Source organism: Thermosynechococcus sp. Uc (genome assembly GCF_029335995.1).
Taxonomy (GTDB): Bacteria; Cyanobacteriota; Cyanobacteriia; order Thermosynechococcales; family Thermosynechococcaceae; genus Thermosynechococcus.
The window spans coordinates 25,272-50,930 of record NZ_JARJMS020000050.1 but is presented as its reverse complement, the minus strand read 5'-3'; the positions used below and the strand labels follow the sequence as shown (position 1 = coordinate 50,930).

General features: G+C 51.9%; 31 protein-coding genes. 17 read left to right on the top strand and 14 right to left on the bottom strand.

Going from position 1 to position 25,659, the window contains the following annotated elements; all coding sequences use genetic code 11:
* From P3X23_RS05815 to P3X23_RS05805, 3 genes are all read right to left on the bottom strand, one after another.
* A partial coding sequence (locus tag P3X23_RS05815) for a PAS domain-containing protein (RefSeq protein WP_300874101.1) occupies window positions 1–818 on the bottom strand: 818 nt, incomplete at its 3' end.
* Between the two features lie 362 nt (window positions 819–1,180).
* Complete coding sequence (trmD, locus tag P3X23_RS05810) at window positions 1,181–1,900, bottom strand: tRNA (guanosine(37)-N1)-methyltransferase TrmD (protein ID WP_300874098.1); 720 nt, start codon at window positions 1,898–1,900, stop codon at window positions 1,181–1,183.
* Window positions 1,900–3,009 (bottom strand): S49 family peptidase, encoded by a 1,110-nt coding sequence (locus P3X23_RS05805; protein WP_300874096.1) that lies wholly within the window; start codon window positions 3,007–3,009, stop codon window positions 1,900–1,902. Before P3X23_RS05805 ends, trmD begins: the two co-directional genes overlap by 1 nt.
* A 161-nt stretch (window positions 3,010–3,170) precedes the next feature.
* Between P3X23_RS05805 and pipX the strand changes: the two genes are divergently transcribed.
* Together pipX and P3X23_RS05795 are read left to right on the top strand one after the other, a co-directional pair.
* The gene (pipX, locus tag P3X23_RS05800) at window positions 3,171–3,440 is read left to right on the top strand and encodes a transcriptional coactivator PipX (protein ID WP_300874093.1); all 270 of its coding nucleotides are present in this window, start codon (window positions 3,171–3,173) and stop codon (window positions 3,438–3,440) included.
* 13 nt (window positions 3,441–3,453) lie between these two features.
* Window positions 3,454–3,930 carry a heavy metal-responsive transcriptional regulator gene (locus P3X23_RS05795; protein WP_300874091.1) on the top strand — a complete coding sequence of 159 codons (477 nt, stop codon included), beginning with the start codon at window positions 3,454–3,456 and terminating at the stop codon, window positions 3,928–3,930.
* 280 nt (window positions 3,931–4,210) lie between these two features.
* Here the strand turns inward: P3X23_RS05795 and P3X23_RS05790 are convergent, their stop codons facing one another.
* Window positions 4,211–4,969: a ChaB family protein gene (locus P3X23_RS05790; RefSeq protein WP_300874088.1), complete on the bottom strand. Its 759-nt coding sequence runs from the start codon at window positions 4,967–4,969 to the stop codon at window positions 4,211–4,213.
* A 324-nt stretch (window positions 4,970–5,293) separates the two neighbouring features.
* On the opposite strand from P3X23_RS05790, the gene P3X23_RS05785 reads away from it, so the two are divergent.
* The 3 genes from P3X23_RS05785 to mreD are packed head-to-tail and all read left to right on the top strand — an operon-like array spanning window position 5,294 to window position 7,604.
* Window positions 5,294–6,334 (top strand): rod shape-determining protein, encoded by a 1,041-nt coding sequence (locus P3X23_RS05785; RefSeq protein ID WP_300874086.1) that lies wholly within the window; start codon window positions 5,294–5,296, stop codon window positions 6,332–6,334.
* Between the two features lie 12 nt (window positions 6,335–6,346).
* Window positions 6,347–7,111 (top strand): rod shape-determining protein MreC, encoded by a 765-nt coding sequence (mreC, locus tag P3X23_RS05780; protein ID WP_300874083.1) that lies wholly within the window; start codon window positions 6,347–6,349, stop codon window positions 7,109–7,111.
* Window positions 7,077–7,604, top strand: coding sequence for a rod shape-determining protein MreD (gene mreD / locus P3X23_RS05775; RefSeq protein ID WP_300874081.1), 528 nt, complete (start codon window positions 7,077–7,079; stop codon window positions 7,602–7,604). Before mreC ends, mreD begins: the two co-directional genes overlap by 35 nt.
* A 13-nt stretch (window positions 7,605–7,617) precedes the next feature.
* Here the strand turns inward: mreD and P3X23_RS05770 are convergent, their stop codons facing one another.
* Window positions 7,618–8,142: an alpha/beta hydrolase gene (locus P3X23_RS05770; protein ID WP_300874078.1), complete on the bottom strand. Its 525-nt coding sequence runs from the start codon at window positions 8,140–8,142 to the stop codon at window positions 7,618–7,620.
* Between the two features lie 145 nt (window positions 8,143–8,287).
* Between P3X23_RS05770 and rlmD the strand changes: the two genes are divergently transcribed.
* Window positions 8,288–9,637, top strand: a complete 1,350-nt coding sequence (rlmD, locus tag P3X23_RS05765) for a 23S rRNA (uracil(1939)-C(5))-methyltransferase RlmD (RefSeq protein ID WP_300874077.1) — start codon at window positions 8,288–8,290, stop codon at window positions 9,635–9,637.
* Here the strand turns inward: rlmD and P3X23_RS05760 are convergent.
* From P3X23_RS05760 to P3X23_RS05740, 5 genes are all read right to left on the bottom strand, one after another.
* Window positions 9,623–10,282, bottom strand: a complete 660-nt coding sequence (locus P3X23_RS05760; protein WP_300874074.1) for a hypothetical protein — start codon at window positions 10,280–10,282, stop codon at window positions 9,623–9,625. The genes rlmD and P3X23_RS05760 overlap by 15 nt on opposite strands.
* Window positions 10,283–10,303: 21 nt before the next feature.
* Window positions 10,304–12,262 (bottom strand): ribulose bisphosphate carboxylase small subunit, encoded by a 1,959-nt coding sequence (locus P3X23_RS05755; RefSeq protein ID WP_300874071.1) that lies wholly within the window; start codon window positions 12,260–12,262, stop codon window positions 10,304–10,306.
* Between the two features lie 18 nt (window positions 12,263–12,280).
* Window positions 12,281–12,580 carry a EutN/CcmL family microcompartment protein gene (locus tag P3X23_RS05750; RefSeq protein ID WP_298613351.1) on the bottom strand — a complete coding sequence of 100 codons (300 nt, stop codon included), beginning with the start codon at window positions 12,578–12,580 and terminating at the stop codon, window positions 12,281–12,283.
* Complete coding sequence (locus P3X23_RS05745) at window positions 12,580–12,921, bottom strand: carbon dioxide-concentrating mechanism protein CcmK (RefSeq protein WP_011056790.1); 342 nt, start codon at window positions 12,919–12,921, stop codon at window positions 12,580–12,582. The genes P3X23_RS05750 and P3X23_RS05745 overlap by 1 nt, the downstream gene beginning before the upstream one ends.
* Window positions 12,922–13,008: 87 nt before the next feature.
* A complete protein-coding gene (locus tag P3X23_RS05740) occupies window positions 13,009–13,317 on the bottom strand; it encodes a carbon dioxide-concentrating mechanism protein CcmK (protein WP_011056791.1) in 309 nt (102 codons plus the stop codon).
* A gap of 580 nt (window positions 13,318–13,897) precedes the next feature.
* Here P3X23_RS05740 and P3X23_RS05735 point away from each other — a divergent pair.
* From P3X23_RS05735 to pgl, 8 genes are all read left to right on the top strand, one after another.
* Window positions 13,898–14,566, top strand: coding sequence for an amino acid ABC transporter permease (locus P3X23_RS05735; protein ID WP_300874067.1), 669 nt, complete (start codon window positions 13,898–13,900; stop codon window positions 14,564–14,566).
* 29 nt (window positions 14,567–14,595) lie between these two features.
* Window positions 14,596–15,567 (top strand): L-histidine N(alpha)-methyltransferase, encoded by a 972-nt coding sequence (egtD, locus tag P3X23_RS05730; protein WP_300874064.1) that lies wholly within the window; start codon window positions 14,596–14,598, stop codon window positions 15,565–15,567.
* Between the two features lie 92 nt (window positions 15,568–15,659).
* On the top strand, window positions 15,660–16,256 hold the full coding sequence (locus P3X23_RS05725) for an ATP-dependent Clp protease proteolytic subunit (protein ID WP_300874062.1): 597 nt from the start codon (window positions 15,660–15,662) through the stop codon (window positions 16,254–16,256).
* Window positions 16,257–16,404: 148 nt separating this feature from the next.
* Window positions 16,405–16,746 (top strand): hypothetical protein, encoded by a 342-nt coding sequence (locus P3X23_RS05720; protein ID WP_300874059.1) that lies wholly within the window; start codon window positions 16,405–16,407, stop codon window positions 16,744–16,746.
* A gap of 24 nt (window positions 16,747–16,770) precedes the next feature.
* Complete coding sequence (locus P3X23_RS05715; protein WP_300874056.1) at window positions 16,771–17,244, top strand: Tic20 family protein; 474 nt, start codon at window positions 16,771–16,773, stop codon at window positions 17,242–17,244.
* 64 nt (window positions 17,245–17,308) lie between these two features.
* Complete coding sequence (locus P3X23_RS05710) at window positions 17,309–17,425, top strand: photosystem II reaction center protein I (RefSeq protein WP_011056917.1); 117 nt, start codon at window positions 17,309–17,311, stop codon at window positions 17,423–17,425.
* Window positions 17,426–17,493: 68 nt separating this feature from the next.
* Window positions 17,494–19,443, top strand: a complete 1,950-nt coding sequence (locus tag P3X23_RS05705) for a DUF3769 domain-containing protein (protein ID WP_300874052.1) — start codon at window positions 17,494–17,496, stop codon at window positions 19,441–19,443.
* A gap of 12 nt (window positions 19,444–19,455) precedes the next feature.
* Window positions 19,456–20,181 (top strand): 6-phosphogluconolactonase, encoded by a 726-nt coding sequence (gene pgl / locus P3X23_RS05700; protein WP_300874050.1) that lies wholly within the window; start codon window positions 19,456–19,458, stop codon window positions 20,179–20,181.
* On the opposite strand, the gene mutY is transcribed toward pgl, so the two are convergent.
* Window positions 20,178–21,284 (bottom strand): A/G-specific adenine glycosylase, encoded by a 1,107-nt coding sequence (gene mutY, locus P3X23_RS05695; protein ID WP_300874047.1) that lies wholly within the window; start codon window positions 21,282–21,284, stop codon window positions 20,178–20,180. The genes pgl and mutY overlap by 4 nt on opposite strands.
* Window positions 21,285–21,287: 3 nt before the next feature.
* Complete coding sequence (locus tag P3X23_RS05690; protein ID WP_300874045.1) at window positions 21,288–21,614, bottom strand: DUF760 domain-containing protein; 327 nt, start codon at window positions 21,612–21,614, stop codon at window positions 21,288–21,290.
* 186 nt (window positions 21,615–21,800) lie between these two features.
* Between P3X23_RS05690 and deoC the strand changes: the two genes are divergently transcribed.
* A complete protein-coding gene (gene deoC / locus P3X23_RS05685) occupies window positions 21,801–22,454 on the top strand; it encodes a deoxyribose-phosphate aldolase (protein WP_300874042.1) in 654 nt (217 codons plus the stop codon).
* Here the strand turns inward: deoC and P3X23_RS05680 are convergent, their stop codons facing one another.
* On the bottom strand, window positions 22,455–23,795 hold the full coding sequence (locus tag P3X23_RS05680; RefSeq protein ID WP_300874039.1) for a TldD/PmbA family protein: 1,341 nt from the start codon (window positions 23,793–23,795) through the stop codon (window positions 22,455–22,457).
* 136 nt (window positions 23,796–23,931) lie between these two features.
* Here P3X23_RS05680 and P3X23_RS05675 point away from each other — a divergent pair, with 136 nt between their 5' ends.
* Window positions 23,932–24,261, top strand: a complete 330-nt coding sequence (locus P3X23_RS05675; RefSeq protein WP_300874038.1) for a hypothetical protein — start codon at window positions 23,932–23,934, stop codon at window positions 24,259–24,261.
* A 26-nt stretch (window positions 24,262–24,287) separates the two neighbouring features.
* Window positions 24,288–24,923 carry a ribonuclease H-like domain-containing protein gene (locus P3X23_RS05670; RefSeq protein ID WP_300874035.1) on the top strand — a complete coding sequence of 212 codons (636 nt, stop codon included), beginning with the start codon at window positions 24,288–24,290 and terminating at the stop codon, window positions 24,921–24,923.
* Here the strand turns inward: P3X23_RS05670 and P3X23_RS05665 are convergent.
* Entirely contained in the window at window positions 24,888–25,658 is a 771-nt protein-coding gene (locus P3X23_RS05665) for a PD-(D/E)XK nuclease family protein (RefSeq protein ID WP_300874032.1), read from the bottom strand. The two genes, P3X23_RS05670 and P3X23_RS05665, sit on opposite strands and share 36 nt — an antisense overlap.
* Window position 25,659: the final 1 nt, after the last annotated feature.

Sequence of the window (25,659 nt, the reverse complement as noted above, 5' to 3'; positions counted from 1 at the left end):
TCTAGCAGTTGGACTTTGTATTCTAATATGCCCATAGGCTTCCACTGCGTCGAAATCCAATTTCTGAGTGAATTGAGTAGGCGGTTTTCGGCTGTAAAGGTGGTTGCTTCTGGCGTCAGGGTAGATAGAGCTTCAAAAATCGGTGTTAACTCTGGGGCAGAGACAAATTCTGCCCACTGCCGGCCAATGACTTGCTGGGGCGATCGCCCGACTGCTCGACAAAAGGCTTGGTTAGCAAAGGTAATGGTGGTCGTGGGGGTAGAGCGCACCACAAAATCGGTTTGGGCTTGAAGAATCTCGTGGTACCGATTGGCTTGAGTTTGCAAATAGTTGGCGAGAATGCGCTGCTCAATTTCCTGCTGTTTGCGATCGCTAATATCAATGTAAGCAGCAAGGCTACCCACCACTTCCCCTTGAGGGCTGAGAAGCGGGATGCCGTACACTTCAAGGCTAATTCGCTGTGATGAGGGTTGTTGCACGTCGAGTTCCACAGGGCCAACACAGACCCCTTCAAGAGCTAAGATGGCTGGCAGCTCTTCCTTGGGATAGGGGCGATCGCTATCGCAAACATAGAGTTTGATGTTTGCCTGAATTTGGGCACAGGGGTAGTTTGGCTCAGTAAAACCCAGTAGCTTTCGTCCCCGTGGGTTGGTGTACACCAACTCTCCCGACAGGTTATACAGGCAAATGCCTAGGGGCAGCGCCTCGAAGAGGGTCTCCAAGTAGTGCTCGATTTCCTCCCCAACAAGCTTTTGCAGAACATGAATGAGACCACTGTTTTCCAAAGTAACCCCAGGCAAGGGAAAAAGATTTGACATAGGAATAACGCCAAGAAATCTTGGGGAGGAACACTCAACATATTGCCTGATATTCTAATATTTTAATTGGTGCCACAGCTTGACTATAGTTATGGGGGCAACCAGTTGGTCACACAATTATTAAAAATTTAAGTAAATTAAAGCCAATATACCCTATTACAACCCGGTTCAGATTTGGCGAATAGCGCTTTACCCAGTGACAGCAACGACCCCTCTAGCCAAAACAGTGCTCCACTTTACCCTGGCGAGCAGGAGTGGATTCCGGTTTGGCACAAACGGCCACACTTAAAACGCCGCCGCTCAAAGATACCATTGGTCTGTTGCCTAGGTTGTGTTCCTGCTTTAAATCGTGGCTGCTTTCTTCAGCAACTATTTTTGCAATGACCCCCGTTTTGGGCATTTAGCCATTTGGCATACAAATCAGGTCGCCGTTGACGAGTGCGTTCAATTTGTTGCGCCCGTCGCCATGCCGCAATTTCCCCGTGGTGACCGGAAAGCAAGACCGGCGGCACTGACCAACCTCGAAATTCCGCAGGTCGAGTGTAGTGGGGATAGTCCAGCAGGCCGTCTTCAAAGCTCTCTTGGTGGAGGGAGGCAGCTTTGCCCACAGTGCCTGGCAAGAGTCGCAGTACGCCATTGAGAATGACAAGGGCGGGAATTTCACCACAGGTAAGAACAAAGTCACCAATGGAGATTTCCTGGGTTACCAGGTGCTCAACAACCCGCTCATCTACCCCCTCATAGTGACCACACAGGATCACCAACTGATCTCGCTCCTGTGACCAGTGCCAAAGATGTTGTTGGGTGAGGGGTTCTCCTTGGGGGGTAACATAAATTACTTCACGGCGGGGTAAACAGGGCAGGGATTCCACGGCGGCAAAGAGGGGTTCAGGCTTCATAACCATGCCGACACCACCGCCATAGGGTTCATCATCCACCCGCTGGTGCTTATCGGTACTGAACTTGCGAGGATTGGTCAAGACCACCTCAGCAATCCCCCGCGCCAAAGCCTTGGCCATTAGGCCGCTGCTGAGGGGGGAGGCAAAGAATTCGGGAAAAAGGGTAATAATGTCAAAGCGCATCACTGACGCCGGCAAGACAGGGAACCGTAGTAGGCAAGGGCACGCAATTGGCTAAGGGTACAGAGCTGCTCTTGTTTCCACACTTGCTGTGCCTCTGGAGCAGGTGGGGGGGCTGCAACACCAAAGAGTTGATAAATCAAGGAGGGGCGATCGCGCCGTAACCGCACAACGGCATAGTTCCCCTCCCTAAGATTAGCGGCTTTTGCCAAAGCATTTAGAGCTTCAGGGCGACTCAGGGTGCCATCAATGAGGCCATACTGTTTGGCTTGATCGTTGCTGAAGATCATAGCTCCCATTTGATTGCGGATGACTTGCGGCGAAATGCCGCGGGCTTGGGCAACATGGGCAACAAATTTAGCGTACTCTTGCTCAAGACCCCTTTGTAGGACAGCTATTTCCTCAGGGGTGAGGCGGCGGAAGGGGTTACCCACATCTTTGCTGCGACCAGCACTGAGGGTGCGCTCTTCAATGCTGTTGGCAGTGACGCCCCCCTGAAGTAGGCCATGATTGAGGCTGGTGGGGCGATTGTAATAAAGTACACTGGGGCCGAGAATGCCAATACTGCCAATCATGCTGCCGTAATCCGCGTAGATCCGATCTGCCGTCACCATAGCCCACACCCCCCCGGAGGCAGCAATGCCCTCAATAAAGGCATAGACTGGTTTTTGAGTAGCTTTGCGATAGGTTTTAATGCCCTCGGCGATCGCCTGCGCGCCAAAGATGGTGCCACCGGGCGTGCTGATATTAAGAAAGACGGCTTTAATCGTTTTATCCTGAGCAGCATCTGCCAACTGCTGCTGCACTTCATAGCCGTAGGTGACGCCCACAAGGGGAGCAAAAAACATGTCCTCGTTGTTTTGCGGACTGCCCAGAATAGGACCCACAATGTCAATGCTCAGAATGCGATCGCGACTCGTTTCTTTGCCGCTGATGTGCTCGTAGGGACTGGTTTCACTGGCGGGCGCTAACAAGACTCCAAGAAGGGCAAACAAGACCGTGGCACTCAAGCCCACTACCCCCAGTGTGAAGAAGAATGTCAGTGTGCCAAAGAAAATCACGCCACAGCGGTGAAACACACTGGGCCAAAAAGGGGGAAGTGAACGGGTCATAGAGAAGGAGGGGGTTTGGGTATAATCTGAAAAGTTTTTCAGTCAAGTGTTTTACTTATTTTAGCTGTAGTCTGGAGTGTCCCCCTCACAACCCATCCTTGCCGTGTTGACCTGTCACAATTCTGTTGCGAGGTAGGTTCTCTCTACTAATGAAGCCCTCAATGACCGCTGAGCAGTATCTCAATCACCCCACCTTTGGCTTACTCTATGGGGTCTGTCCTTTAGATGAACATCGGCAACTGTTTACAACGTTGTATGCACAGCGGTTGTTCTTCATTGTCACCCAAGGCCCCCAAGGGATGAAGTTTGAGTCCATTAGTCGCACTGATGCGCGGATGCTCATTGAACAGCGGTTGCGATCGCTCCGCCGCCTAGGCAAAACTGCTGAATATCAAGCTCTAGAGGCCATTCATCGGCAAGCTTTCCTGTAGAGAAACACCTCCTATGCGTCCAAAGACATGGCAAATCAAAGAAGTGGCTGAGCAGTTGCAAATTCATCCGCAAACGCTGTACTACTACGAACGCATTGGTCTATTGCCGCCGCCCCACCGCACACCAACGGGCTATCGCCAATTTACTGAGGTGGACCTCGAGCGCTTGCAATTTATTCAACGGGCAAAGGCTCTAGGATTTCGTCTCAAGGAAATTCGTCAGATGCTAGCTCTGCGGGAGCAGCGCACGCTCACCTGTTTTACTGTCTATGAGCAACTGCAACAGAAAATTGCTGCCATTGAAGGCCAGATACTGGAATTGCAAGCACTCAAAAAGGAACTAGAAAATCTCCTTCAGGAATGTCACAGCCGCCTTAGGGAAGTGACGACCAATCATGCCTGTACCCTTTTGGAGGAGTCTGAAAAATCAGCCCTAAGCACACCGCCAGTCGCCGATACTCCTGAATTTTGGCATGCAAGCAGTCAATAGAGCCATGGCTTTTACGCCAGTTAGGGTAATTTAATTCCCGCTAAGGCCACTTAGCTTTTACGGTGGCAAGCACCACATGGTATTGGACCAAGCTTAAGTCGCTTCAGTGGGTTCCTAGGTCGAGTGCGTATCCGCTGCTCCTATCTCCACAGGCGTCACTTGCGGCATACCCTACCCTAGATCGGCATGGTTGTGGCCGACAGCAAGATTGTAGAACAGCTACGCCGTTCGCCCTATCCAGCAGTACGGCGGGGCTTGCCACGCACCCGGTCAACACCATCTAGCTACCATAGATGCCCTTATCATTCCGTTGGAAGAGATTTTTAATGTGCTCCCATGCTTTAACAAGGGCATTTTTTTCATCGTTGAACTCTTTCAAGGCCTCGTTGTAGGCTTGAACAAACTTAGACTGAGCCGCTGCTGACAAATCTGCACGCACCTCTGGAGAAATGTCCTCAGGTCCAGACAACAGCCCCTCAGGTTGACGCGGAATCTGCATCTCAGTAATTGCAGCCTCTTGACCGCCAGCGGATTGCAAGAGGAGAAAAATTTCCCCCGCCTTTTCCTCAGGAACTTCGACCACGAGTAAAAATTCCCCCGCCTGTACCCGTGTTTGATAAATGGCTGCTTTGTCTTGCGGCATCCCCAAAGAGATCAGCACCGAGCCCAACCCAGCGCCCAAAGCACCATAGAGTGCCCCACTGGTGGCTCCCAACAGAGCAGCCGCCAGCGGTCCTGCGGCCGCAACAACACCGATAAAAGGAATGAAGAGAACGCCAACCCCTGTCAGCAGACTGAGCAGTGAACCAAAAATAGAGCCGTAGAGAGCGCCCGTGGTGACCCCATCCAAGATAATATCTTTCTTAGTAATAAATCCAGTAATACGGGCTTCCGATTGAAAATTGCGACCAATGATTGAGATATTTTCCTTGGGAACACCGCGATTCAAGAGCCGTTCGATTGCTTCTTTGACGTTGGCCTCTTCCTTGAACGTGGCAGAGACACATTTGGTTGGCGGTTGAGTAAAAGTAGTGCTCATAGATAGATTCCCTCAACAGAACAGGCCGCTTCCCTGACATTGTCCATTCTGGAACACCTTGAAACACCAGCCGACTGGACTGATCCGATGACCGACCACCTGTACAGCCCTTTAGTATAGGATACGCTGAGAATGGCAATCTTTCCCCCAGTGGTTTTCATGGTTTTATGGGGCATGCTGTTTTCGTGAACAGGGCTGTTTATGGATAACCCACCGAGATGTTTCCACGAAATTTTTCAAACAAAACGTAATACAATCTTGCCATCATGTTTTTGGTAACAGGACTGTTACCGTTGATAGGATTCAAAGAAGGGGTACACCATCGTGGGACTATTTAGTCGGCTATCACGAGATATCGGCATTGACTTGGGCACAGCCAACACCCTAGTTTATGTATCTGGACGGGGTGTGGTTTTAGAGGAACCCTCCGTTGTTGCCATTGACCAAAACACTAAACAGCCCCTTGCCGTTGGTACTGAAGCGAAACGAATGCTAGGTCGGACGCCGGGTAACGTGGTGGCCGTACGGCCACTGCGCGATGGTGTAATTGCCGACTTTGAGCGCGCTGAACTCATGCTCAAGCATTTTATGCGCCAAGTGCACGGCGGTAAGAATTTGTTTGCTCCCCGTGTGGTCATTGGTATTCCCAGTGGGGTGACGGGTGTGGAACGCCGCGCTATTGAGGATGCGGCTCGAGGGGCAGGAGCGCGGGAGGTGTATTTAATTGATGAACCCGTAGCCGCTGCCTTTGGCGCGGGTTTGCCGGTGGAAGAACCAACGGGCAACATGATTGTAGATATTGGCGGTGGAACGACAGAGGTGGCGGTTCTGAGTTTACAGGGCACCGTTTTGAGTGAATCCGTCCGTGTTGCCGGAGATGAAATTTCTGAGGCAATCGTCCAATATTTGAAAAAAGTGCACAACCTAATTATTGGCGAACGCACAGCTGAAGAAATCAAAATTCGCATTGGCTCTGCCTATCCCAACGACAGCTATGACACTGAGTCTATGGAGGTGCGAGGACTACATCAACTCTCTGGGCTGCCCCGCACAGTAGTGGTCAAAGCTGAGGAAATTCGGGAAAGCATGGCAGAACCCCTCTCGGCTATTATTGAAGCAATCAAGCGTACTCTTGAACGGACGCCTCCAGAACTGGCTGCAGACATTGTGGATCGTGGTATTATGCTGGCGGGGGGAGGAGCCTTGCTGCGGGGCTTAGATACGCTGATTAGCCATGAAACAGGCATTGTTGTCCATGTAGCAGCAGATCCCCTGCGCTGTGTTGTTATGGGCACTGGTCGGGTGCTAGAAAACTTCAAGGACTTAGGCCGTGTCTTTTCCACCCAACCCTCGGTCATTGGTTAAGGATCAACAGCCATGGCGTTTTTGCTGCGCTGGTGGGGACGATATGCAGGGAGTGTCCTCCTTGCGGCCTTAGTGCTCACGAGTGCTTGGATCTTGCGTGAGACGAATGGGGCAGCAATTCGTGAACTGTACCGTCTTCTCAATCTGCCCTTTCAAGGTTCCGTAGAAGATCAGCAGACTTTGATCCAAGCGCGCACGTGGCAACTGGAGCAGCAACTAGCAGCCGTCCGCGCAGAAAACCAGCGGTTGCGGCAACTGCTGAAAGCACCGATGCTGCCTAATTGGGAAGGCTCTATTGTACCGGTGATTGGCCGGAGTTCCGATCAGTGGTGGCGATCGCTCCTCTTAGGGGCAGGCAGTCGTCAAGGTCTGACCATTGGCTCGGTGGTGGTAGGCAATGGTGGCCTTGTGGGACGCATTACGAGTATTACTCCCAATACCAGTCGGGTGATGTTACTCACCGATCCTGCCAGTCGAGTGGGGGTCGTGGTGGGTCGGACGCGGCAAATGGGGATTCTGCGGGGACAATTGAATCAGCAGGTGATCGTGGAGTTTTTGGAGAAAGACCCCAAGGTACAGCCCAAGGATGTCCTTTATACCTCCGCCCTCAGCAGTCTCTATCCAGCCGGCATTCCCGTGGGAGAAGTCCAATCGGTGGAACTGAGCGATCCAACCCGTCCCCATGCCACGGTTATTCTCGGTGCACCGATTGATCGCCTTGAGTGGGTGACGGTCATTCCCTATGCTGAACCGACAGACACATTTACAGCGAACTAGCCTCAACTGGCTGATTATAATTGGCTCTGTGGGACTTTGTGCCCTATTGACCTTTATTCACTTACCTAACTTGCGGCTATTGGTACCAGACTGGTTTTTAATTTGGGTCGTTGTCTGGAGTGTCAAGCGAGCGTGGCGGCAAGGCCTACTAGCAGGTATTGCCCTCGGTTGGATTCAGGATGGTTTAGTGGCTGCTCACCCTAGCCACGCCGTCAGTTTAGCTTTGGTGGGGGTGCTGACCGCCTTAATGCAAAAGCAGCGCTTTGTTTCTGAGGATTTTATTTCCGTTGCTCTGATTACCTTTGCAATGGCCATTGTACAGCAAACGGTCATCGCAATCCAAATGAGCCTTGTCAGTGGTTTTCCTCTCGAAGAGATCTGGCAACACCATCGGCAGGTGGCACTTGGCTCGGCCATCATGAGCAGCCTTTGGGCACCCCTGATCTATGCCCCCTTGAATCGCTGGTGGACGTGGTTGCAAGAGCAAGGGTAGAGTGAGATCTGCGTTAAGGGCGAAAATTACCCAGAAGACCCATAAAGCCCTCCTGTTGCTTCAGCATCTGGTTGAGTTTGCGCAAATCGAGATTAATAGTTTCCCCCGGATAATTTTTCAGCAAAGAGATCACACTCAATCCCTCAGGGGAAGCAGCGGCGCTCAGTAGAGCACCTCGAAGAGCCACTTCCCCAGCAGTATCAGGTCGGATGATAATCTGAGAGAGCTGTTTGAGTAATTCTTTGCCAATGGGACTGGCCAGAATGGCATCTACCTGCACAACATTAAAGGGCAATCGTATGCCCAAGAATTCAATGAGCTTGGCTTGGTCATCTTTGGGAACCAGCCGCATCAATGCCCGCAATTCTCCAGTCGCTTCTTGAGTGGATACAAATTCCTCAAGCTCCGAGATGGGGAAGGAGCGCTGAAAAGGAGCATAGGTGAGGGAGATAAAGTCAGCCGCTTTAGCAGGGGCGGTGAAAAGAGCACCAACGGGTAGTGCCAGTGCTAATAACCAAGGAGAAAGACGCTTCAACATAGGGGATCAACTCCAAAATCACTTTAGTACAAACGTTGGATTGCACCGCTAGCAGTATAGCAGTGAAAATAGAGCTTGCTGGCTCTCTTTAACTTATCCCTAACGTGGAGTGAACGGTTAGTGATTTTAGATGTAAATTAAACGAATGAGCGTTTGGCAACAGGGCGCCACCATTGAGTTAACAATTGATTCCTTAAACCACACGGGGGAGGGGGTAGGGCGCTGGCAGGATCGCGTGGTCTTTGTGGCAGATACGGTTCCGGGCGATCGCCTGCGGGTGCGATTGACCCATGTCAAGCGGCAATATGCCCACGGCAAAGTCTTGGAGGTGGTGCAGCCCTCGCAACAGCGGGTGCGTCCAAGTTGCATTGTGGCCGATAAGTGTGGCGGCTGTCAGTGGCAGTGTGTGGCTTACGCCTCTCAATTGGCAGCCAAGGAACAGCTAGTTAAGGAGGCGATCGCCCGCATTGGTCATCTGCAACCACAAACCTTTTTGCCGATTTTGGCAGCCCCTAGCCCCTTTGGTTATCGCAATAAAGTTACCTACCCCCTCGGTCGGCGCCATGGTCGGGTAGTTGCGGGCTATTACCAAAAAGGCTCCCATCGCCTAGTAAATCTAAATCAATGTCCGGTGCAAGATCCGCGCCTCAATCCCCTGCTGGCCGGACTAAAGCAAGCGCTACAGCCTTGGCCAATCTATAATGAGCACACCCATGAATCGGGGTTTCGCCACCTGAGTTTGCGCATTGGTCAGCGCACAGGGGAGCAGCTCATTACCCTTGTCCTTGCTGGGGCATTGCCCCCTGACTTACAGACACAGGCAGAAACCTGGTTAGACCAATTTCAGGAGGTGGTGGGGGTCTGTGTCAACTTCAATGATCAGGTGGGAAATTGCATCTTTGGCAGAACCACAGAGGTACTTGCCGGCCGGCCCTACATTTGGGAAGAGCTAGCAGGGGTGAGGTTTCAGATTGCTTCAACCACATTTTTCCAGGTCAACACGGCACAAGCGGAGCAGTTGGTTACTGCGCTGCGAGAGTGGATTGCGCCAAGGGGTCACGAGCGACTAGTGGATCTTTACTGTGGGGTGGGGACGCTGAGCTTACCCCTTGCGGATGCTGTGGCTGAAGTGATTGGTGTTGAAGCGCATCCTGCCTCAGTTCAACAGGCGATCGCAAACGCTCAACACAATGGTATTGACAATGCTGCCTTTTTCTGTGCCAGAGCAGAAGAGTGGCTGCCCCAGTACGATCAGGCGGTGGATGTGCTGATTCTTGATCCACCGCGCAAGGGGTGCGATCGCCCTGTTCTTGAGGCCATCCTCCACAACCGTCCCCCCCGCATTCTCTATGTAAGTTGTCATCCCGCCACCTTAGCCCGGGATCTCGCCCACCTCTGCCACAGCGGTGCCTATCAACTGGTTAAAATTCAGCCCCTCGATATGTTTCCGCAAACAGCCCATGTGGAAACTCTTGCTTTACTAACCGCTTCCTAGGGCGTTGTTATCTCTAGGGGGCTGGATTGGCGTCCTTTGAAACATCTTGGCAAACATCTGACTAACATAGGCTTGGCCATAGACGACCGTGGTCTTAGGTGTTGCCGGAGTTGTTGTATCGGCTGGAGCCATTGGTGAGTTGGCCCGATCATCGGACGGAGAGACTACAGAGTCTTGCTGATCTTGCGGGGAAGTCTCTGACAGATCGGCGGTTGCTGGTGACTCCTGCCAAGGATCTTTAACAGCAGTGACACTCTCTTGGAGGTGACTGGTTTCTGTGGGGGGCTGCCAACGGCGACTTCTATCGCCAAGAAGGGATCCTGCAGCCACAACTGCACCGGCAGGAATAGTTGTTTGCATCACAGTCGTACTGGCGCCAATACAGGCATGGGGTTCTACAGTAACTGCCCCAATCAGCAGGACTCCCGCGCCAATGTTGACCCCTTCACCAATTTCAATAGTGCCACCGTGGGCATGAATCACACTGCCCATACCAATGCAGACACCTGCCGCAATCCGAATTGAAGCCCCTGGTTCTGCCCAAAGTAGCACGCCGGGTGCCAAAACAGCCTGGGGATCTACTACCACATCACCGACAATACGAACTGCCGGTGAAGGGGGCAGGGCTAAGGGCGGCAGGGGCATTGGGGCACCTCACAGGGAGGGCTACTTAGGAGCCTGTTGGAGCGGGATTTCGGCCACCCGCTGCTTACCGGCTGGGTTAATACCAATCAGCCGTACGTACTCGCCACTGTACTCTTGAAGGCAAGCCTCAATGACAGCCAAGGCTTCATTGAGATTTTTAGCCTCAATGCGAGGGCCACTATACCATGAATTGGTGCGATAGCGGCGGGCATCCACGTGTTCTAGGGCAAGGGTGTAACCTTGTTGCAATAGCTGGCGTACTTGTTCGACAACCTCTTGACTCAGACGGTGGCTACTAGTGCTCCCTTGACTAGAGGCAGTTGGGCGTGATGCAAATCCTTGACCATGGGTGCTACTGCCATTACTTGCGGCTTTGCCATTGGGACGGTGAATAATTCTTTCTAGTACCCGCTGCTTGGCCTTGGGATTGACACCCACGAGGCGGACATAGTCTCGCTGGTGCTCCGCAAGGAAAGCACCGAGGTCATTGATTTGTTGTGCAGAGGTAATTTTGATACCGCTTTGCCAAGAACTGGTACGGAAGCGACGCTGATCGGCATACTCGGTGGTCACTTGGCAGCCTTGGCGCAATAGGTCTTGAATTTGGTTCAACAGATCGGCGCTGAGAACGGTTTCACTGTTGCCAGAACTGGCTGAAACATGGCTAGCAGCCGCTGGAGTTGGTGCTTTTGGGGCGATCGCCACCGCACCATCGGGTCGCTGAATAATTTGTTCAAAGACGCGCCGCTTTTGCTTTTGATCAATACCAATCAAGCGCACATATTCTCCAGCATGTTCTTGGAGGCAGGCTTCAAGGGCAGCCAGCACTTCGAGTTCCTGTTTCGACTGAATGGGGGCACAACTAGTCCAGGAACTGGTGCGATAGCGGCGGGCATCGGCGTGCTCTGTGCCAATTTGGTAGCCCTGCTGAAGTAACTGCCGCACCTGCGCCACCACCGAGGCATCAAGGGAACCCACTGGGGCTGCACTCCCCATTGCACTGGGACGAGAGCTACTGGCAGTCCCCACCGCGGCTTGACGAGGGCGTTGAATAATTTCCTCAAAAACGCGGCGCTTCGCTTTGGGATCGACGCCAATCAGGCGCACATATTCGCCTTCATGCTCCTTTAATAGCTGGGCAAGCGCCGCCATCACTTGAGACTCCTGCCGTCCCGTCAACGTTGGGCCACTTTGCCAAGAGCTAGTGCGATACCGCCGCGCATCGGCATATTCCAAACTGATTTGGTATCCCTGTTGCAACAACTGGCGGACATGAGTCCCATAATCTGCGGTCATAGTGTTCTTTTCCCCGGTGAGCGTTTCAACATGTAGGATGGGCGGGTCTTCTCGACGCTGGAGTTCATTCCGAATCGGGGCAATACAGGCAATATTCTCAGCACAGTGGTACCCCGATAGCAGCGCTTCATTGATGCCAACCACGTGCTGGGCAAAGTGAATATCAGACTCTTCCACATTGGGCAGGCGATCAGCTTGCTGCTGCGTCGTGATTACCATTCCCGAAGGTACATATTTGCCTGGTGGAATCTCCACATCTTGGATGAGGACGTGCATCATCACCACGCAGCCCGCACCAACCCGTGCATTAAAGACCGTTGAACGAAAGCCAATAAAACAGCCATCACCAATGTAGGCAGGGCCATGGATCAAGGCCATGTGGGTAATCGAGGCATTGTTACCGATCCAAACAGAATATTCTTGACCATCATCGCCAATCACCCGCCCCTGCTGGAGGCCATGGATGACAACGCCATCTTGAATGTTGGTGCGGGAACCAATATAGAAGGGCGTTCCTTCATCGGCACGAATGGAAGTACCGGGTGCGATGTGAACATAATCCTTGATGCGAACATCGCCGATGAGGTTACTAAAAGAGTGGACATAAGCCGTGGGGGCAATCTCTGGCTCCGCTAAATCCCTAGACCACGGCGTTGGAGGTGCCGCATAGCTTTGAACCGCCATAGGGAGAAGTCTCCAATGCTAATACTGGGTGCGCTTGCTGTAGAGCAAATAGTTATCCCGACTTACGGTGTCAATAATGGCAACTACGGCTGCATCAATGGGTTTGTCGGTGCCATTGATAATACAGCGGGCGGCACTGCCTCGACTTACCAATACCCACTCATCCTGTCCTGCACCAACCGTATCCGCAGCCACTTCGTAGTCGGGTAAAAATTCGCCGTCCTCACCCAAATATTGCAAGATGAGAAACTTGACTCCCGTTAAGGTGTCTTCTTTTTGAGTACTGGTAACGGTGCCGCACACTCGCGCGATTTTCACTACGGGCGACCCATCGGGCGAATACCACTAACGCTTTCGCGGAATTGCTCCACTGCTTCGGTGTAACGAATGGGGAGCACGTACTCCAGGTTTTCGTGGGGGCGAGCAATAATGTGGGTAGAGAGCACTTGACCCCCATTGACGCGCTTCACATTTTCTACACCCGCCGCAACAGAAGCCTGTACTTCAGAAACATCACCCCGCACAATGACAGTGACGCGACCACTGCCGATTTTTTCGTAGCCCACTAGGGTAACGCGAGCAGCTTTTACCATTGCATCTGCGGCTTCCACTACTGCAGGGAAACCGAGGGTTTCAATCATACCGACGGCAATTGCCATTGTAATAACTCCTAAACGTCAAACAAGTTAAGAACTAGAGGATCAATCAGCGATGCCACTGAAAACTCCACCAAACTGCCAAGCCCCTTAGTTTCGGAATTGCTCCACTGCCTCGGTATAGCGAATGGGCAATACGTACTCTAGGTTTTCGTGGGGACGAGCAATGATGTGCGTAGAAAGCACCTCCCCGCCATTGACACGTTTGGCAGAATCGACGCCGGCAGCCACGGAGGCTTGCACTTCGGAGACATCACCCCGCACAATTACGGTGACCCGACCACTGCCAATTTTTTCGTAGCCCACTAGGGTAACCCGAGCGGCTTTTACCATTGCGTCTGCTGCTTCGACGACGGCGGGAAATCCGCGCGTTTCAATCATTCCCACAGCAATTGGCATGAGTAAGCTCTCCTAATTAGAATAAGGGTAAGCAGTACAAAAGCTAGAGTTGCAATCAGAGCGATCGCCACAGAAAATAATGACGGGATAGCCGATTGTAATCGTGACGTTAATCACCGTCTTTTTATCTCTAAAACAAGCATAGGGTCAGGGGTTTCTTTTGACAATATAATGATTGATAATCTTTTCTAGTTTTTCATATTATCAAACCTAATTTTAAGCCACCGATGCTCCCTTTGGCTCAAGGCCAGTCAATAGCAATGGAGTAATCCATAGAGTTCTATCTAAAACTGCTTATCTTCTCATAGCCTGACCACCCGATTGAGAGGGTTCTATCTGGGTTTCGGTAGATCGCATAGGGTATTTCAATGTTGCTTCGTATTTTACTAGATCAAAATCTATTTTTTATCAAACACTAATTAACTTTTCCCGATCAATAAAACACTGATCTGGCCTATCCATCAAGGTAGGCAGCAAGAGCGAAATCCCTTGGCAGAATGCAATTGAGTGTTTTGCTAGAATTCATAAGGATTTAATATCAAATCTGGTTTAAAGCTGTAGGCACAACCGCAAGTTTTCGATGGAACTCATCCAAGCGGCTCTGCCGGCCTTTCTGCAAGGTGCACTGAATACGTTGATTTACTGTGGTATTTCTTTCCCCTTAGCGATGCTTCTAGGCATTGTCTTGGCCGCTATGACCACCTCGCCATTTTTATTTCTGCGCTGGCCAGCCCTAGGTTTTATTGAGCTAATGCGAAATACGCCTATGATTACCCAACTGCTGCTCCTTTACTATGGGGTCGGTGCAGTCTTAGCCCAGATGAACCTTGCCACTTGGGTAAATGCTTGGACAGCGGGAGTGACAGCCTTGGCACTCAACTATAGCGCCTATGAAGCGGAGATTTTTCGCGCCGGATTGCAAGCAGTGGATGTGGGTCAACAGGAAGCTGCCCTATCTTTGGGTATGAGCCAACAGCAGGGCTTTGTGCGCGTTATTCTACCCCAAGCGATTCAAATTGTGATCCCACCCTTGGTCAATGATTTTATCTATATGCTCAAGGATTCGGCTATTGTCAGTGTAATTGCGGGAGTGGACTTAACCTCAGTGATGCGGGTATGGGTGATTCGCAACAGTAGCAATCCGTTTCCCCTCTATGCCCTCGCTTTAATTCTTTACCTGCTGATGAGTTTGCCGATCGCATGGTGGGGATGGCGTTTGGAGGAGCGGCTAAAGGCTAAAATATCCTAAGGTCCGCACATTCTGGAGCCGCTTTCTCTGTGAGCGATCGCCTGCACCTGATCCACTTACCCAGTCTCACCACAGAACGGGACGGCCAAGATGTCATTCGAGGTTTGACTGAGCAACCCAAGTCTCTTCCCTCTTACTACTTCTATGATGCTGCGGGATCCCGCCTCTTTGAGCAAATCTGCGAGCTGCCGGAATACTACCCCACCCGTACAGAATTGGGCATTTTAGAAACCGCCGCCGGGGCGATCGCTCAACTCACAGGTCCCTGTGAACTGGTGGAGCTAGGCAGTGGCAGCGATCGCAAGATTCGCCTCCTCCTATCGGCCTACACCGAGGTGCAACCCCAGCTTTACTATCGCCCCATTGATGTCAGTGGTTCGATGCTTAAAAGCAGTGCCATTGCCCTTCTTGCCGACTATCCCCAGCTCAGCATTCATGGCCTTGTCGGTACCTATCAAGTTGGCTTAGAGCACCTACCGCCCCCTTTGGCACCCCGCCGCTTACTCTGCTTTCTTGGTAGCACAATTGGCAACCTGTCCCCCAAGGAATGCCAGAGCCTTTTTCAACAGATTCATCGAGTTCTCAGGATTGGAGACTATTTCCTGCTGGGCGTTGATCTCATCAAAGACACCAGCATTTTGCTCCCTGCTTACAACGATGTCCAAGGGGTAACGGCTGCTTTCAACCGCAATATCCTCCATCACCTCAACTGGCGATTTCAAGGCAATTTTCAGCCCGCAGCCTTTGCCCATCGCGCCATTTATAACCCTGTCGCCCAGCAAATTGAGATGTATCTGGATTCACAACAGAGCCAAACTGTAATCTTGGCCGCCCTTGATTTTCAGTGCACTTTTACTGCTGGTGAACCGATTCTTACCGAAATTTCCCGCAAGTTTGACCTGACCGCCCTCAAGCAGGCATTAACCGATACTGGATTTCAGTGGGTCAATGCCTTTACCGACCCTCGGCAGTGGTTTGCCCTCTGCCTCTGCCAAGTTTAGGGCGACAGCCCTAGGAATAAGTTAAAATCAGAAAGAAAAGCCGCCTCCATCGCTCAGGTTGCGGCTCTAATAGCTCAGCGTGGAAGGACCCTATGCCCATCGGCGTACCTAAAGTTCCCTACCGGATGCCCGGTGAACCCTACACTCAGTGGATTGACATCTACAACCGCCTCTATCGCGAGCGGATTATTTTCCTTGGTAAAGAAGTAGATGATGAGATTGCCAACCAAATTGTGGCGGTGATGCTCTACCTTGACTCCGAAGATCCGGGCAAAGACATCATGCTCTACATCAACTCCCCCGGTGGCTCCGTTACAGCTGGGATGGCGATTTATGACACGATGCAACATATTAAATCCGATGTCGTCACCATTTGTGTGGGTCTAGCTGCCTCGATGGGGTCTTTCCTCCTGGCAGCCGGTACCAAAGGCAAACGGTTAGCACTCCCCCACTCCCGCATCATGATTCACCAGCCTTCTGGTGGTACCCGTGGTCAAGCAACGGACATTGAAATCGAAGCTCGCGAAATTTTACGGGTGCGGCGACAACTCAATGAACTATACGCCTACCATACCGGCCAGCCCGTCGAAAAAATTGAGCGGGATATGGATCGCGACTTTTTCATGTCCGCTGAAGAAGCGAAAAACTACGGCCTGATTGATCGGGTGATTGAGGAGCGTTCCAACTAGTTTGCCTGCACTAGTGACATAAAAGATTATTGACATATAGAGGTTTACTATGTTGCAAATCATGCAAGCCTGCCGTAGGCATTCGTCCACGTGTGGCGTAAGCATTGGCCTATCTATTGGTAGCTTCTCTCTCCTTGTGGGTGCCCTCATGATACTGGGAATCAGTCAGCCCGTGCGTGCCCAAGCCGCCAGCCCTCTGCCGCCGGAAATGATGAAAAGTACAATTGAGCAGGTGAGTGACTCCCTTGCTAAATATCTATCGGGAGCTAGTTGTACTGACATTGCTCAGTTAATTAAGATGTTGCCCACCAACGGAAGTAGCCCAGCACTTGATCCCAACTCGATCATTGGGGCAGTTATGCTCTCAATTAAAAACAGCCCCGATCTGCAAGCAATCATTGCTTCACGGGTGGGGCCAGCGTTGATTAGCAAAGCAGTGGAATGCAATATGATTTCCCCTGAACTCCTGCTAAAGGCGATGAGCCGGTAACTATAACACTTTAGGGAGAGGCCCATGACTTGGCGTGCCACTACCACTGTGCCCGAGCGGATTTTGGCCAGCTTGATCTATCTGCTGCCGCTCTTTTACGTCATGCCCTTTGGCGGCTTTTTATTTGAGCTGTTTCCGCCACTGCAAGCACTGGCGCTGGTGGTACTGCCCGTCGCCTTAATCTATTCAATTCCCTTTGCAGGACTACTTGTTTTTATGCTGCTGTACCTGCTGGTGGTGCGCAACAGCCGCGTTAGCCTTTTTATTCGCTACAACACGATGCAGGCACTGTTGATGGGGATTGTGCTGTTTATTGTCCAACTGCTGGTGCAGCTCTTCGTCCGCGTTGCGAGTTTTGATCTCCTCATTAAAGTACTCTTTAATTTTGTCTTTATTGCCACGGTAATTGGCGTCTTTTATGCAGTGGTGCAGTCTGTGCGCGGCATCTATGCCGAAATTCCCACACTATCGGATGCCACAAAAAGCCAAGTCTTCTAGGGGATGCTAGGAAGTCCCTCATCCCGTATGATGAGAAAGTGACGCTACGAAAAACGACAACATCATGGAAACACTCAAAATTACCGTTTATATCGTTGTGACCTTCTTTGTGCTCCTTTTTGTTTTCGGGTTCCTTTCGGGTGATCCAGCTCGTAACCCCAAGCGCAAGGATCTGGAATAATCCTCGCCAAGGGGGGCGGGCATCGGGTAACGTAACTAGGCAGTAGTCGTGAGGAAGTTTGGCCGTTGTTGTTCTTACCTCTTTTGGCTAGTCTGCCCCCCCCTGCACAACCCACAGAAATTACAGAGGTCATCAGCCCATCCCAAGCGGATTTACTTGGAACAACGGTCACCCCTGATTTAAGCAGGACAACGCCGCTCAGCTCTGAGCCAACACCTGCTTTTACAGCCCCCCTCCGCCTTGGGGAGGCAAATGCTGAAACCCCCGTTGTTCGTGACCAGCCCTTAGAGGTGACGGCTGATCGCCAAGAATTTGACCTAATGCGGCGATTGTTTAATGCCATTGGCAATGTCTTCCTCCGATTCAGGGAAGCCGAACTTACTGCTGATCGCATTCAAACCGATATTGAGGCTCAAATTCTTGTGGCCGAAGGCAATGTGACGATTACGCGAGGTGATCAAGTACTGCGGGGCGATCGCTTGGAATACAATCTCAGACTGGATCGAGGCTCCCTCACGAATGCTCGCGGTGTAGTCAATGCAGCTAGGGTAGATCAAGATCTGAGGCTAACGGCTTCTCCTAATCCCCCATCCATAAGTACCCTTCCCGGCTTTGATAAACAGGATGCAGACCCCCAAGCAGAAGTGACGGAAACCTTTGATCGATTGCGATTTGAAGCTGATCGTCTCGAATTTGATGGCCGTCGCTGGTTTGCCACAAATCTACGGATGACCAATGATCCCTTTAGTCCCCCGGAACTCGAAGCACGGGCACAGAAAGCCACAGCTGAACCCCTCAATGCCGATGAAACTCTCCTAACTGTGCGACGGGGTAGGGTTGTTTTTGATCAACGTGTGGCTTTGCCTATAGTCCTGCGCCGCTTTGTGGTGGGTCGCCCCTATGAAATTCTGCCCTTTGAATTTGGCTATGACGAGCAAGATCGGGGGGGAGTGTTTTTTCTTTACCGTTACAGAGTCGTTAATACTCCGAACACTGCACTGACACTTCTGCCCTCAATCTATCTCCAGCGCATTGCTCGTAACGACTTTGACCTCTTCAATGCCAACAGCTATGGAGTAGGAATTGAACTAGGTCATCGATTTACCTCACAAACCCGTGTACGGGGCTATGGTTTTTTGAGTACTCTAGATCCTAACGAGTGGCCGGCAACCTCCCGTGCCGGCCTAGAATTGTTCCACAATATCAATGCTCAAAACCTACTGACTGTTTCTGCAATTTATCGCCAGCGCATTTTCAATCGTTCCCTTGGCGAGCAAAATCTAACCAGTAGCTTTGGGGTCACGTTGAGTAGTGCAGGGATTCCCCTGAACAAAGGATTGACGTTGAGCTACCTGTTGGGAGGGGAATACGTTACGGCTGGTAGCGATGATCCCATGTTACCCCCTGAGCCAAGTCTGGGGCGTTTTCAGGCAGCGGCAAATCTCAACTGGGTCATGCCCATTTGGCGGGGTACCCCCCTACCACCTACGCGAACCCAAGGCCTACGCTACAGCCCCCGTCCCGTACAACCCTTCTTGCAGTTCTACACAAACTTTGGGGGGGTAGCCAATTACTATACCAATGGCAGTACTCAACCGGCATTAATTGCGGGGGCGGGTTTTCGCGGTCAAGTGGGTCATTTCTCCCGTAACTGGTTTGACTACACGAGCTTTGATTTGGGATTTACACAAACCTTTAACGATCAATCTTCACCGTTTCTCTTTGATCGCATCGTTGATTTTAGTGTGCTCAATATAGGATTGTTGCAGCAGATTTACGGTCCACTGCGAGCGGGTACCCAACTGCAGATTAATGTGGACACCGGTAATGTTTTCAATACGAATATTATTGTGGAATATAGCCGTCGCACCTATGGAGTTATGTTTCGCTATAACTTGGATCGCCAGTTAGCAAGCATTCTTTTGCGCATTAATAGTTTTAACTGGCGTGGCAATGCTGATCCCTTTTCCAGTCCTGGACTGGGCACAGCAACTGATGGTGTGATTCGCTCCAATTAGGATGACGCTTCTATGTCAACACCCAATGTACGTGTTTTTGCGGATTTGACTGCTCTGACGGCGGCGGCAAAACAGTTTCTTCTAGAGCAGGCCACTGGGGCGATCGCCCAACGGGGGCAATTTACCCTGGCTCTTGCCGGCGGCAATACGCCTAAACCGCTGTATGAAAGTCTTGTTTCTGCTGATACCCCTTGGTTACAGTGGCACATTTTTTGGGGGGATGAACGCTACGTGCCCCTTGAGCACACCGACAGCAATGCGGGGATGGCCTTCCAAGCTTGGCTGAACCACGTGCCCATTCCTAAAACTCAGATTCACCCCATGCCGACGGAGGATGCAGATCCTCAGATTGCTGCCGATCGCTATGAGCAAACCCTGCGCCAACACTTTGGCCTGCGCAATGGGGAATTTCCCAGCTTTGATCTAATTTTGCTTGGTATGGGTTCCGATGGCCATACAGCCTCCCTGTTTCCCCACACAGCAGCACTGCAAGTGGGCGATCGCCTGATTACTGTGGGCAACAAAGATGGCCAACCCCGCCTCACGTTTACAGTGCCTCTAATTAACCATGCCCGCCAAATTCTCTTTCTCGTAACCGGTGCCAATAAACAAACTGCCCTGCACCATATTTTTTCCAGCACGGGCGATCCCCATCTCTATCCGGCGCGGCTGATTACTGGTAATACCCTTTGGTTTTTGGATCAAGCGGCGGCTGAGGGTGTCGTTGACAATGCCTAGGCTGGGGGTCTGCCCCGTTCATGAATGGCCTGAATAATAGCGATATTGGCTTTGGGAAAGGGAAACTGATCTAATTCTTCAGGGGTGACCCAGCGAATGGCCTCGCACGCCAGTGGCTGGGGGGTTCCCGAAACATGCTGGCAGTAGTAAACATGGAGCGTCACCCGAAAATGGGTGTAGGCATGGTCAATGTCAATCAAATGCTCACCAACGCTAATCTCAATACCCAATTCTTCACGAATTTCCCGCTGAATACACTGCTGAACCGTTTCGTTGGGTTCAATTTTGCCTCCCGGAAATTCCCATAATCCCCCCAACAGACCCGTTGGTGGCCGGCGATCAATGAGAATCTCACCTGCCGTATTCCAAATAACCGCGACACCAATCTTTTTATGGGGAAGGGGAGAACGACTCATTTTGCGGGGAATCTCATGGGTTAATTGGTGGCGGTGCGCCCAGCAATGGCCTTGCCAAGGACAAGCATGACATAGGGGTTGGCGGGGTGTACAGATCGTTGACCCCAGATCCATGAGGGCTTGATTGAAATCGCGGGGAGATTGGCGACACAACAGTTGGGTTGACCACTGCCACAGTTGCGCTTCCGCCTGCTTGGGGGGAACTGTGAGACCATAGAGACGGCTAAGCACTCGTTTGACATTGCCATCGAGAATTGGCTGTGGCTGATTAAAGGCAGCACTGAGAATAGCCCCTGCGGTACTGCGACCAATTCCCGGCAGCGCCACCACTGTCTCATAGGTGCAGGGAAACTGACCCCCATGATTGGCCATGATCTGCTGCGCGGCTTGGTGCAAGTGGCGTGCGCGTGCGTAGTAGCCCAATCCCTGCCATTGCTTGAGAACGGCCTCCAAATCGGCAGCGGCTAAGTCGGCGATCGCGGGAAAGGTGGTTAGCCAACGCTGGTAGTAGGGAATCACTGTGGCCACTTGGGTCTGCTGGAGCATGATTTCTGAGACCCAGATGGCGTAGGGATCACGAGTGTGGCGCCATGGTAAGTCTCGCCCCTGCTGTTGATACCACTCCAAAAGCACGAAGCGAAGGGCAGGTAGTGCATACCCGCCCCCACTGTCCTGAACCCTTGGCATGGGTTATTTACTGTCTTCCCCTTGGGCGGCAGCCTGGAGCGATCGCTCGAATTCAAGGCGTTGTTCGGCACCGCGTAGGAAGTAACCGCTCATCATGGCGGAAGCCAAAAGACGCCCTAGATGTTCCCGATTGGTGGTAATGGAAACCTCAAACCCCTCCGGTGGCAAGTAACCCAGTAGGTTACCAATGTGGCGTTCCATCACAATAGCCATTTCCGGCGATGCGGGACGGGACAGGCGAGCCACCACTTCTGCATCCAAATTTTGCAGATAGTTCCAGAGGGAATCGGCGCTTTCTTGAAGATTGCGAGGGTTCATGGTTGGCTCCATAGAGTGTCCTCCCAAAAAGGTTGTCTGGCCAACAGGTCTTTGTACCTGTGATAGCCTAGTTTTAATCTAACAAGGATAAATTTTCAGTAGGGGGTGGGAGAACCGATCTCCCAAGGTCTCATTTTCCGTCCCCTGTTTTTATTATTATTTACTTACTAAAAATAGGGTTGTTTGGGGTAAATCCGTATGACGGAACGTGATTTGTTTGACCTTGCGCCCTATATTGATCATACCCAGCTTGACCCTTTGGCAACCACTGCAGAGATTGAACGTTGCTGTGCCGAAGCGCAACAGTGGAACTTTGCCACCGTCTGTGTCATGCCCGTGTGGGTGAAGACGGCAGTGCAGCTTCTGCATCGCACCCCCGTGAAAGTGTGTACCGTGATTGGCTTTCCCAGTGGTGCCCACACCAGTACGACAAAACTCTATGAGGCGCAGGAGGCAGTGGAGAATGGCGCTACTGAGTTGGATGTGGTCATTAACTTGGGCTGGTTGAAGGAGGGCAACACAGAGGCCGTCTATCGCGATATTGCCCAAATCTGTGGGGAAACAGGGGTCACCGTTAAGGCAATTTTGGAGACCACAGTGCTAACGGAGGAAGAAAAACAACTTGCCGTGGATATTTGCTTAGATGCAGGGGTGGCGTTTTTGAAAACCAGTACGGGTTGGCGGGGGGGCGCAACGGTTGCGGATGTGCGTCTTCTCAAGCGCCTGAGTCGCGATCGCGTAGGTATTAAGGCCTCTGGGGGTATTCGCACCCGTGAGCAGGCTCTTGAACTCATTGATGCGGGCGCTACGCGTTTGGGCACTTCCCGCAGTCTCGACTTGATGCAGGTCTAGCTATTCACCTGTAATCGCAAGGGGACTTACCCACACTGGCGGACAACAACCGTAGGGGGTAACTTCAACTTCAGCGCCCAGATAGAGGATGTTTTTCAATAGGCTGCGAATGTCTCCGGCCACGGTGGCGGCTTCAATGCTAATCGCTTCGCCGTTGCGCAGTAGCCAACCGTCGAAGGGTAGGGAAAAGGAGCCTTGAAGAGCTTTGACACCGGCGTGCAGGGCGTGGAGTTCATCAATCCAGACTAGGCCATCGGCGCGATCGCCCCCCTGCCCCGCCGGCACATCGTAAAAGTGACCGCTCACTGTAACTTTTGCCCCCAAGTTGGCGTGACCCGTGGGCTGGGTTTGAAAGCGGCAAGCAGTGCCCGCACTGTGGTAGAGACCCGTAAGAATCCCTTGCTCAATCAACGGGGTGCGGCGGGTGGGAGTACCTTCGCCATCAAAGAGGGGTGGACCTACATTTTCGGGATGGCGGGCATCGTCATAGACACTCAACAGGGGGCTGGCGATCGCCTGTCCGAGATCCTCTGGTGTAGAAAGACTCTGGCGATCCAAGATGTTTTGGGCATTGAAAAGATTGCTAAAGGCATTGAGCAAGCTAAGGAACGCCGAAGGCGAAAAAAGAACCGGGTACTGACCTGAAGCAATGGGTTCGTAGGCCAAGTGGCGGATGGTTTTGTCGGCCACTTCGTCAATGCAGCCGGCAATATCCAGATGTTCAAGGTCTGGACTAATGCGAATGGCACCGGCACTGCGGGGTTTGCGACCGGCTTCATCCGTTTTGCTGTAGAGATAGAGGGTAGTTGTGGTGGTGGTTTGCTGGCGATGGGCGCCGTCACTGTTGAGATAAAATCGCTCCAGCCGCCGCTGACTTAGGCCATTGTAGGGTACACTGGCAATCGCTGGATGGCGTCCCAAGAGGTCTCGTTCTGCCGCAATTAATTGATCCAAGAGGGTTTTTGCAGGGGCAAGGGGTACATCAGCCGTCGCTCCTGTTGTCTCCCCAAGGGGTGCTGTGGCCAAGGGGCTGAAGTCGGGAATGTCCTCTGTGACCCCAAAGGCACTGGCCTCTTTTGCCATTTCTAGGGCCGTTTCTAGACCACAATCGTCCAGTTGGGTGGTGCTGGCTACCCCTAGGCGACCTGTGGAATTCCATACCCGCACCGTAATGCCCGATCGCTGGGAGGCCTTCACCTGTTTGGGTTCCCCCTGCTGCACTTGGACACTGACCTCATCTACATGGGAGCCACCAAGGTCAAATTTCTCAATACCAAGGCGGCGGGCAATTGTGGTGACTCGATCGTAGAGGGGAGATGCAGGGGTCAAGGTTACCGTCATGGCGCTCGGATTAATTAACAAATCTTAAAACTATTCTAGCCCTATCCTCGCTGCGGCGGGCGATCGCCAAAGTGAACTAAACTTCCTCATTTCTCGCTAAGATTTTTGGAGCAATGTCAGTTACGGGAAAAAACTTATGGTGCAACCATCCCTAGGGGTCGATGGTGACGGTGAATGGTTAGGGGGAAAATCGCCCCAGTGGTCTGAGCGCCGCGCCCGCCTTGAAGAATTAATCGTAACACTGCGGATCGCCGATGAATTGGCCGCTGGTAAATACTTGATTACCAGTGGAGAATTGGCGGAATTGATGAATGTGCACGCCAGTGCCGTCACTAGTCGCGGCGAAGAATGGACATGGCGCAATTGGCAAATCTCCCGTGTGCGCCGTGAAAGTAACCAAATTCTCTGGCAGTTGGAACGCATTGATGTGTCCAAGGAACCGTCCTCAGAAGCCCCCCCCGCGTAATTTGTGAGAGAGGTTGTGAGCAAGTCATGGATTTGGATTTTCCCCTAGAGTGTTTTGACTACGATTTAAGTGCCACTGCCTTGGTGCACTTTCTCAATGCCAGTCAATTGGCCGTTGATACAGAAACCATGGGCTTGAATATTCCCCGCGATCGCCTGTGTCTTGTCCAGCTATGTGACCCACAGGGACAAGTGGCAGTGGTCAAGATTGGTCGCGGGCAAAGGGAAGCCCCCCACTTGCAGCAACTCCTAGAGCACCCCCGCATTACCAAAATCTTTCACTATGCCCGCTTTGATTTGGCGACATTGCGTTACCACTTGGGCATCCGCGTTCATCCCGTCTTTTGCACCAAAATTGCCAGTAAAATTGCCCGCACCTATTCACCCCGCCACGGTCTTAAGGATTTGGTCTTGGATCTGCTGGGGGTGGAGATTGATAAATCAGCTCAAAGCTCTGACTGGGGCAATACTATGGCACTGCGGGAAGATCAAATCCGCTATGCCGCCAATGATGTCCGCTATTTGATTCCCCTGTGGCAACAGCTAACGGAAATGTTGAAACGGGAGGAGCGCTTTGAGTTAGTACAAGCAGCATTGAGCTGCCTACCCGCCATTGTGGATCTGGATTTAGCGGGGTACACTCAGGTTTTTGAGCACGGCTAGAAAAGGATCAATGCTCGAAACACGATTGGACTGAGAACGCTGGCACCGCTCAGCGAAGGCACAGTCATGACAGTACTTTGGAATCTCGACGGCGGGAACTTGCGGCAGATCCTGCCCTTGCCTATAGGCTTGCAACCATTGACTTAGTTGGTTGAGGCACTGTTCTAGGACTTGGTGGATTTCTTGGTGAGCATTGTTACTGTAGGAAAAGGTGTAGACATTCGCCCCCTTTTCCCCTTGGGCAAACCAATAGGTCATGGAAATCTGGTCGGGAGGGTAGGCACTGGTGGCTGCTAGGAGATAGCAGTACAGGCGAGTCTGCCAATCATGGCTTAGGTTTTTGGGGGCGGGCGCGGCGGCATAGGTTTTCCAGTCGAGAATCTGGGCTTGCTCTTGACCAAAAATGACGTAGTCGTACACTGCCACAAGTGTAAACTCCCGCCAGCCCAAACTGCGCTGGTGCTCCGCCTCCCCTTGGCCTTGAATCATTGGCGGTGGTATTGTTTGAAAGGCCTCAAACCAAGGCTTCAATTCGGGCTGCACCTCAAGGATAGGGTGGATGTCAAGTCCTTGAAAGTGTTGTTTCATCAGGCGGTGGAAGGTATAACCCTGCTTTCGGGAAGTAGTTTCTATCAACTGCGTGGCCTCTGACAGTATCAAGCTGTCGAGATGGCGGTACTGGTATTGCCGTGGACAGGTTTGTAATGTGCGTAAATGGGCTTGGGAAAGTTGCATG

Coding starts and splice junctions, on each gene's coding strand:
- P3X23_RS05740 (WP_011056791.1), bottom strand. CDS start 13,317: ATGCCAATTGCTGTGGGAATGATTGAAACGCGCGGATTTCCCGCCGTC.
- P3X23_RS05690 (WP_300874045.1), bottom strand. CDS start 21,614: ATGGAGCCAACCATGAACCCTCGCAATCTTCAAGAAAGCGCCGATTCC.
- P3X23_RS05665 (WP_300874032.1), bottom strand. CDS start 25,658: ATGCAACTTTCCCAAGCCCATTTACGCACATTACAAACCTGTCCACGG.
- deoC (WP_300874042.1), top strand. CDS start 21,801: ATGACGGAACGTGATTTGTTTGACCTTGCGCCCTATATTGATCATACC.
- P3X23_RS05805 (WP_300874096.1), bottom strand. CDS start 3,009: ATGACCCGTTCACTTCCCCCTTTTTGGCCCAGTGTGTTTCACCGCTGT.
- pipX (WP_300874093.1), top strand. CDS start 3,171: ATGACCGCTGAGCAGTATCTCAATCACCCCACCTTTGGCTTACTCTAT.
- pgl (WP_300874050.1), top strand. CDS start 19,456: ATGTCAACACCCAATGTACGTGTTTTTGCGGATTTGACTGCTCTGACG.
- P3X23_RS05770 (WP_300874078.1), bottom strand. CDS start 8,142: ATGTTGAAGCGTCTTTCTCCTTGGTTATTAGCACTGGCACTACCCGTT.
- P3X23_RS05720 (WP_300874059.1), top strand. CDS start 16,405: ATGATACTGGGAATCAGTCAGCCCGTGCGTGCCCAAGCCGCCAGCCCT.
- P3X23_RS05670 (WP_300874035.1), top strand. CDS start 24,288: ATGGATTTGGATTTTCCCCTAGAGTGTTTTGACTACGATTTAAGTGCC.
- mreC (WP_300874083.1), top strand. CDS start 6,347: ATGGCGTTTTTGCTGCGCTGGTGGGGACGATATGCAGGGAGTGTCCTC.
- P3X23_RS05755 (WP_300874071.1), bottom strand. CDS start 12,262: ATGGCGGTTCAAAGCTATGCGGCACCTCCAACGCCGTGGTCTAGGGAT.
- P3X23_RS05725 (WP_300874062.1), top strand. CDS start 15,660: ATGCCCATCGGCGTACCTAAAGTTCCCTACCGGATGCCCGGTGAACCC.
- P3X23_RS05760 (WP_300874074.1), bottom strand. CDS start 10,282: ATGCCCCTGCCGCCCTTAGCCCTGCCCCCTTCACCGGCAGTTCGTATT.
- P3X23_RS05790 (WP_300874088.1), bottom strand. CDS start 4,969: ATGAGCACTACTTTTACTCAACCGCCAACCAAATGTGTCTCTGCCACG.
- P3X23_RS05715 (WP_300874056.1), top strand. CDS start 16,771: ATGACTTGGCGTGCCACTACCACTGTGCCCGAGCGGATTTTGGCCAGC.
- trmD (WP_300874098.1), bottom strand. CDS start 1,900: ATGCGCTTTGACATTATTACCCTTTTTCCCGAATTCTTTGCCTCCCCC.
- mutY (WP_300874047.1), bottom strand. CDS start 21,284: ATGCCAAGGGTTCAGGACAGTGGGGGCGGGTATGCACTACCTGCCCTT.
- rlmD (WP_300874077.1), top strand. CDS start 8,288: ATGAGCGTTTGGCAACAGGGCGCCACCATTGAGTTAACAATTGATTCC.
- P3X23_RS05680 (WP_300874039.1), bottom strand. CDS start 23,795: ATGACGGTAACCTTGACCCCTGCATCTCCCCTCTACGATCGAGTCACC.
- P3X23_RS05795 (WP_300874091.1), top strand. CDS start 3,454: ATGCGTCCAAAGACATGGCAAATCAAAGAAGTGGCTGAGCAGTTGCAA.
- P3X23_RS05735 (WP_300874067.1), top strand. CDS start 13,898: ATGGAACTCATCCAAGCGGCTCTGCCGGCCTTTCTGCAAGGTGCACTG.
- mreD (WP_300874081.1), top strand. CDS start 7,077: ATGCTGAACCGACAGACACATTTACAGCGAACTAGCCTCAACTGGCTG.
- P3X23_RS05675 (WP_300874038.1), top strand. CDS start 23,932: ATGGTGCAACCATCCCTAGGGGTCGATGGTGACGGTGAATGGTTAGGG.
- P3X23_RS05745 (WP_011056790.1), bottom strand. CDS start 12,921: ATGGCAATTGCCGTCGGTATGATTGAAACCCTCGGTTTCCCTGCAGTA.
- P3X23_RS05710 (WP_011056917.1), top strand. CDS start 17,309: ATGGAAACACTCAAAATTACCGTTTATATCGTTGTGACCTTCTTTGTG.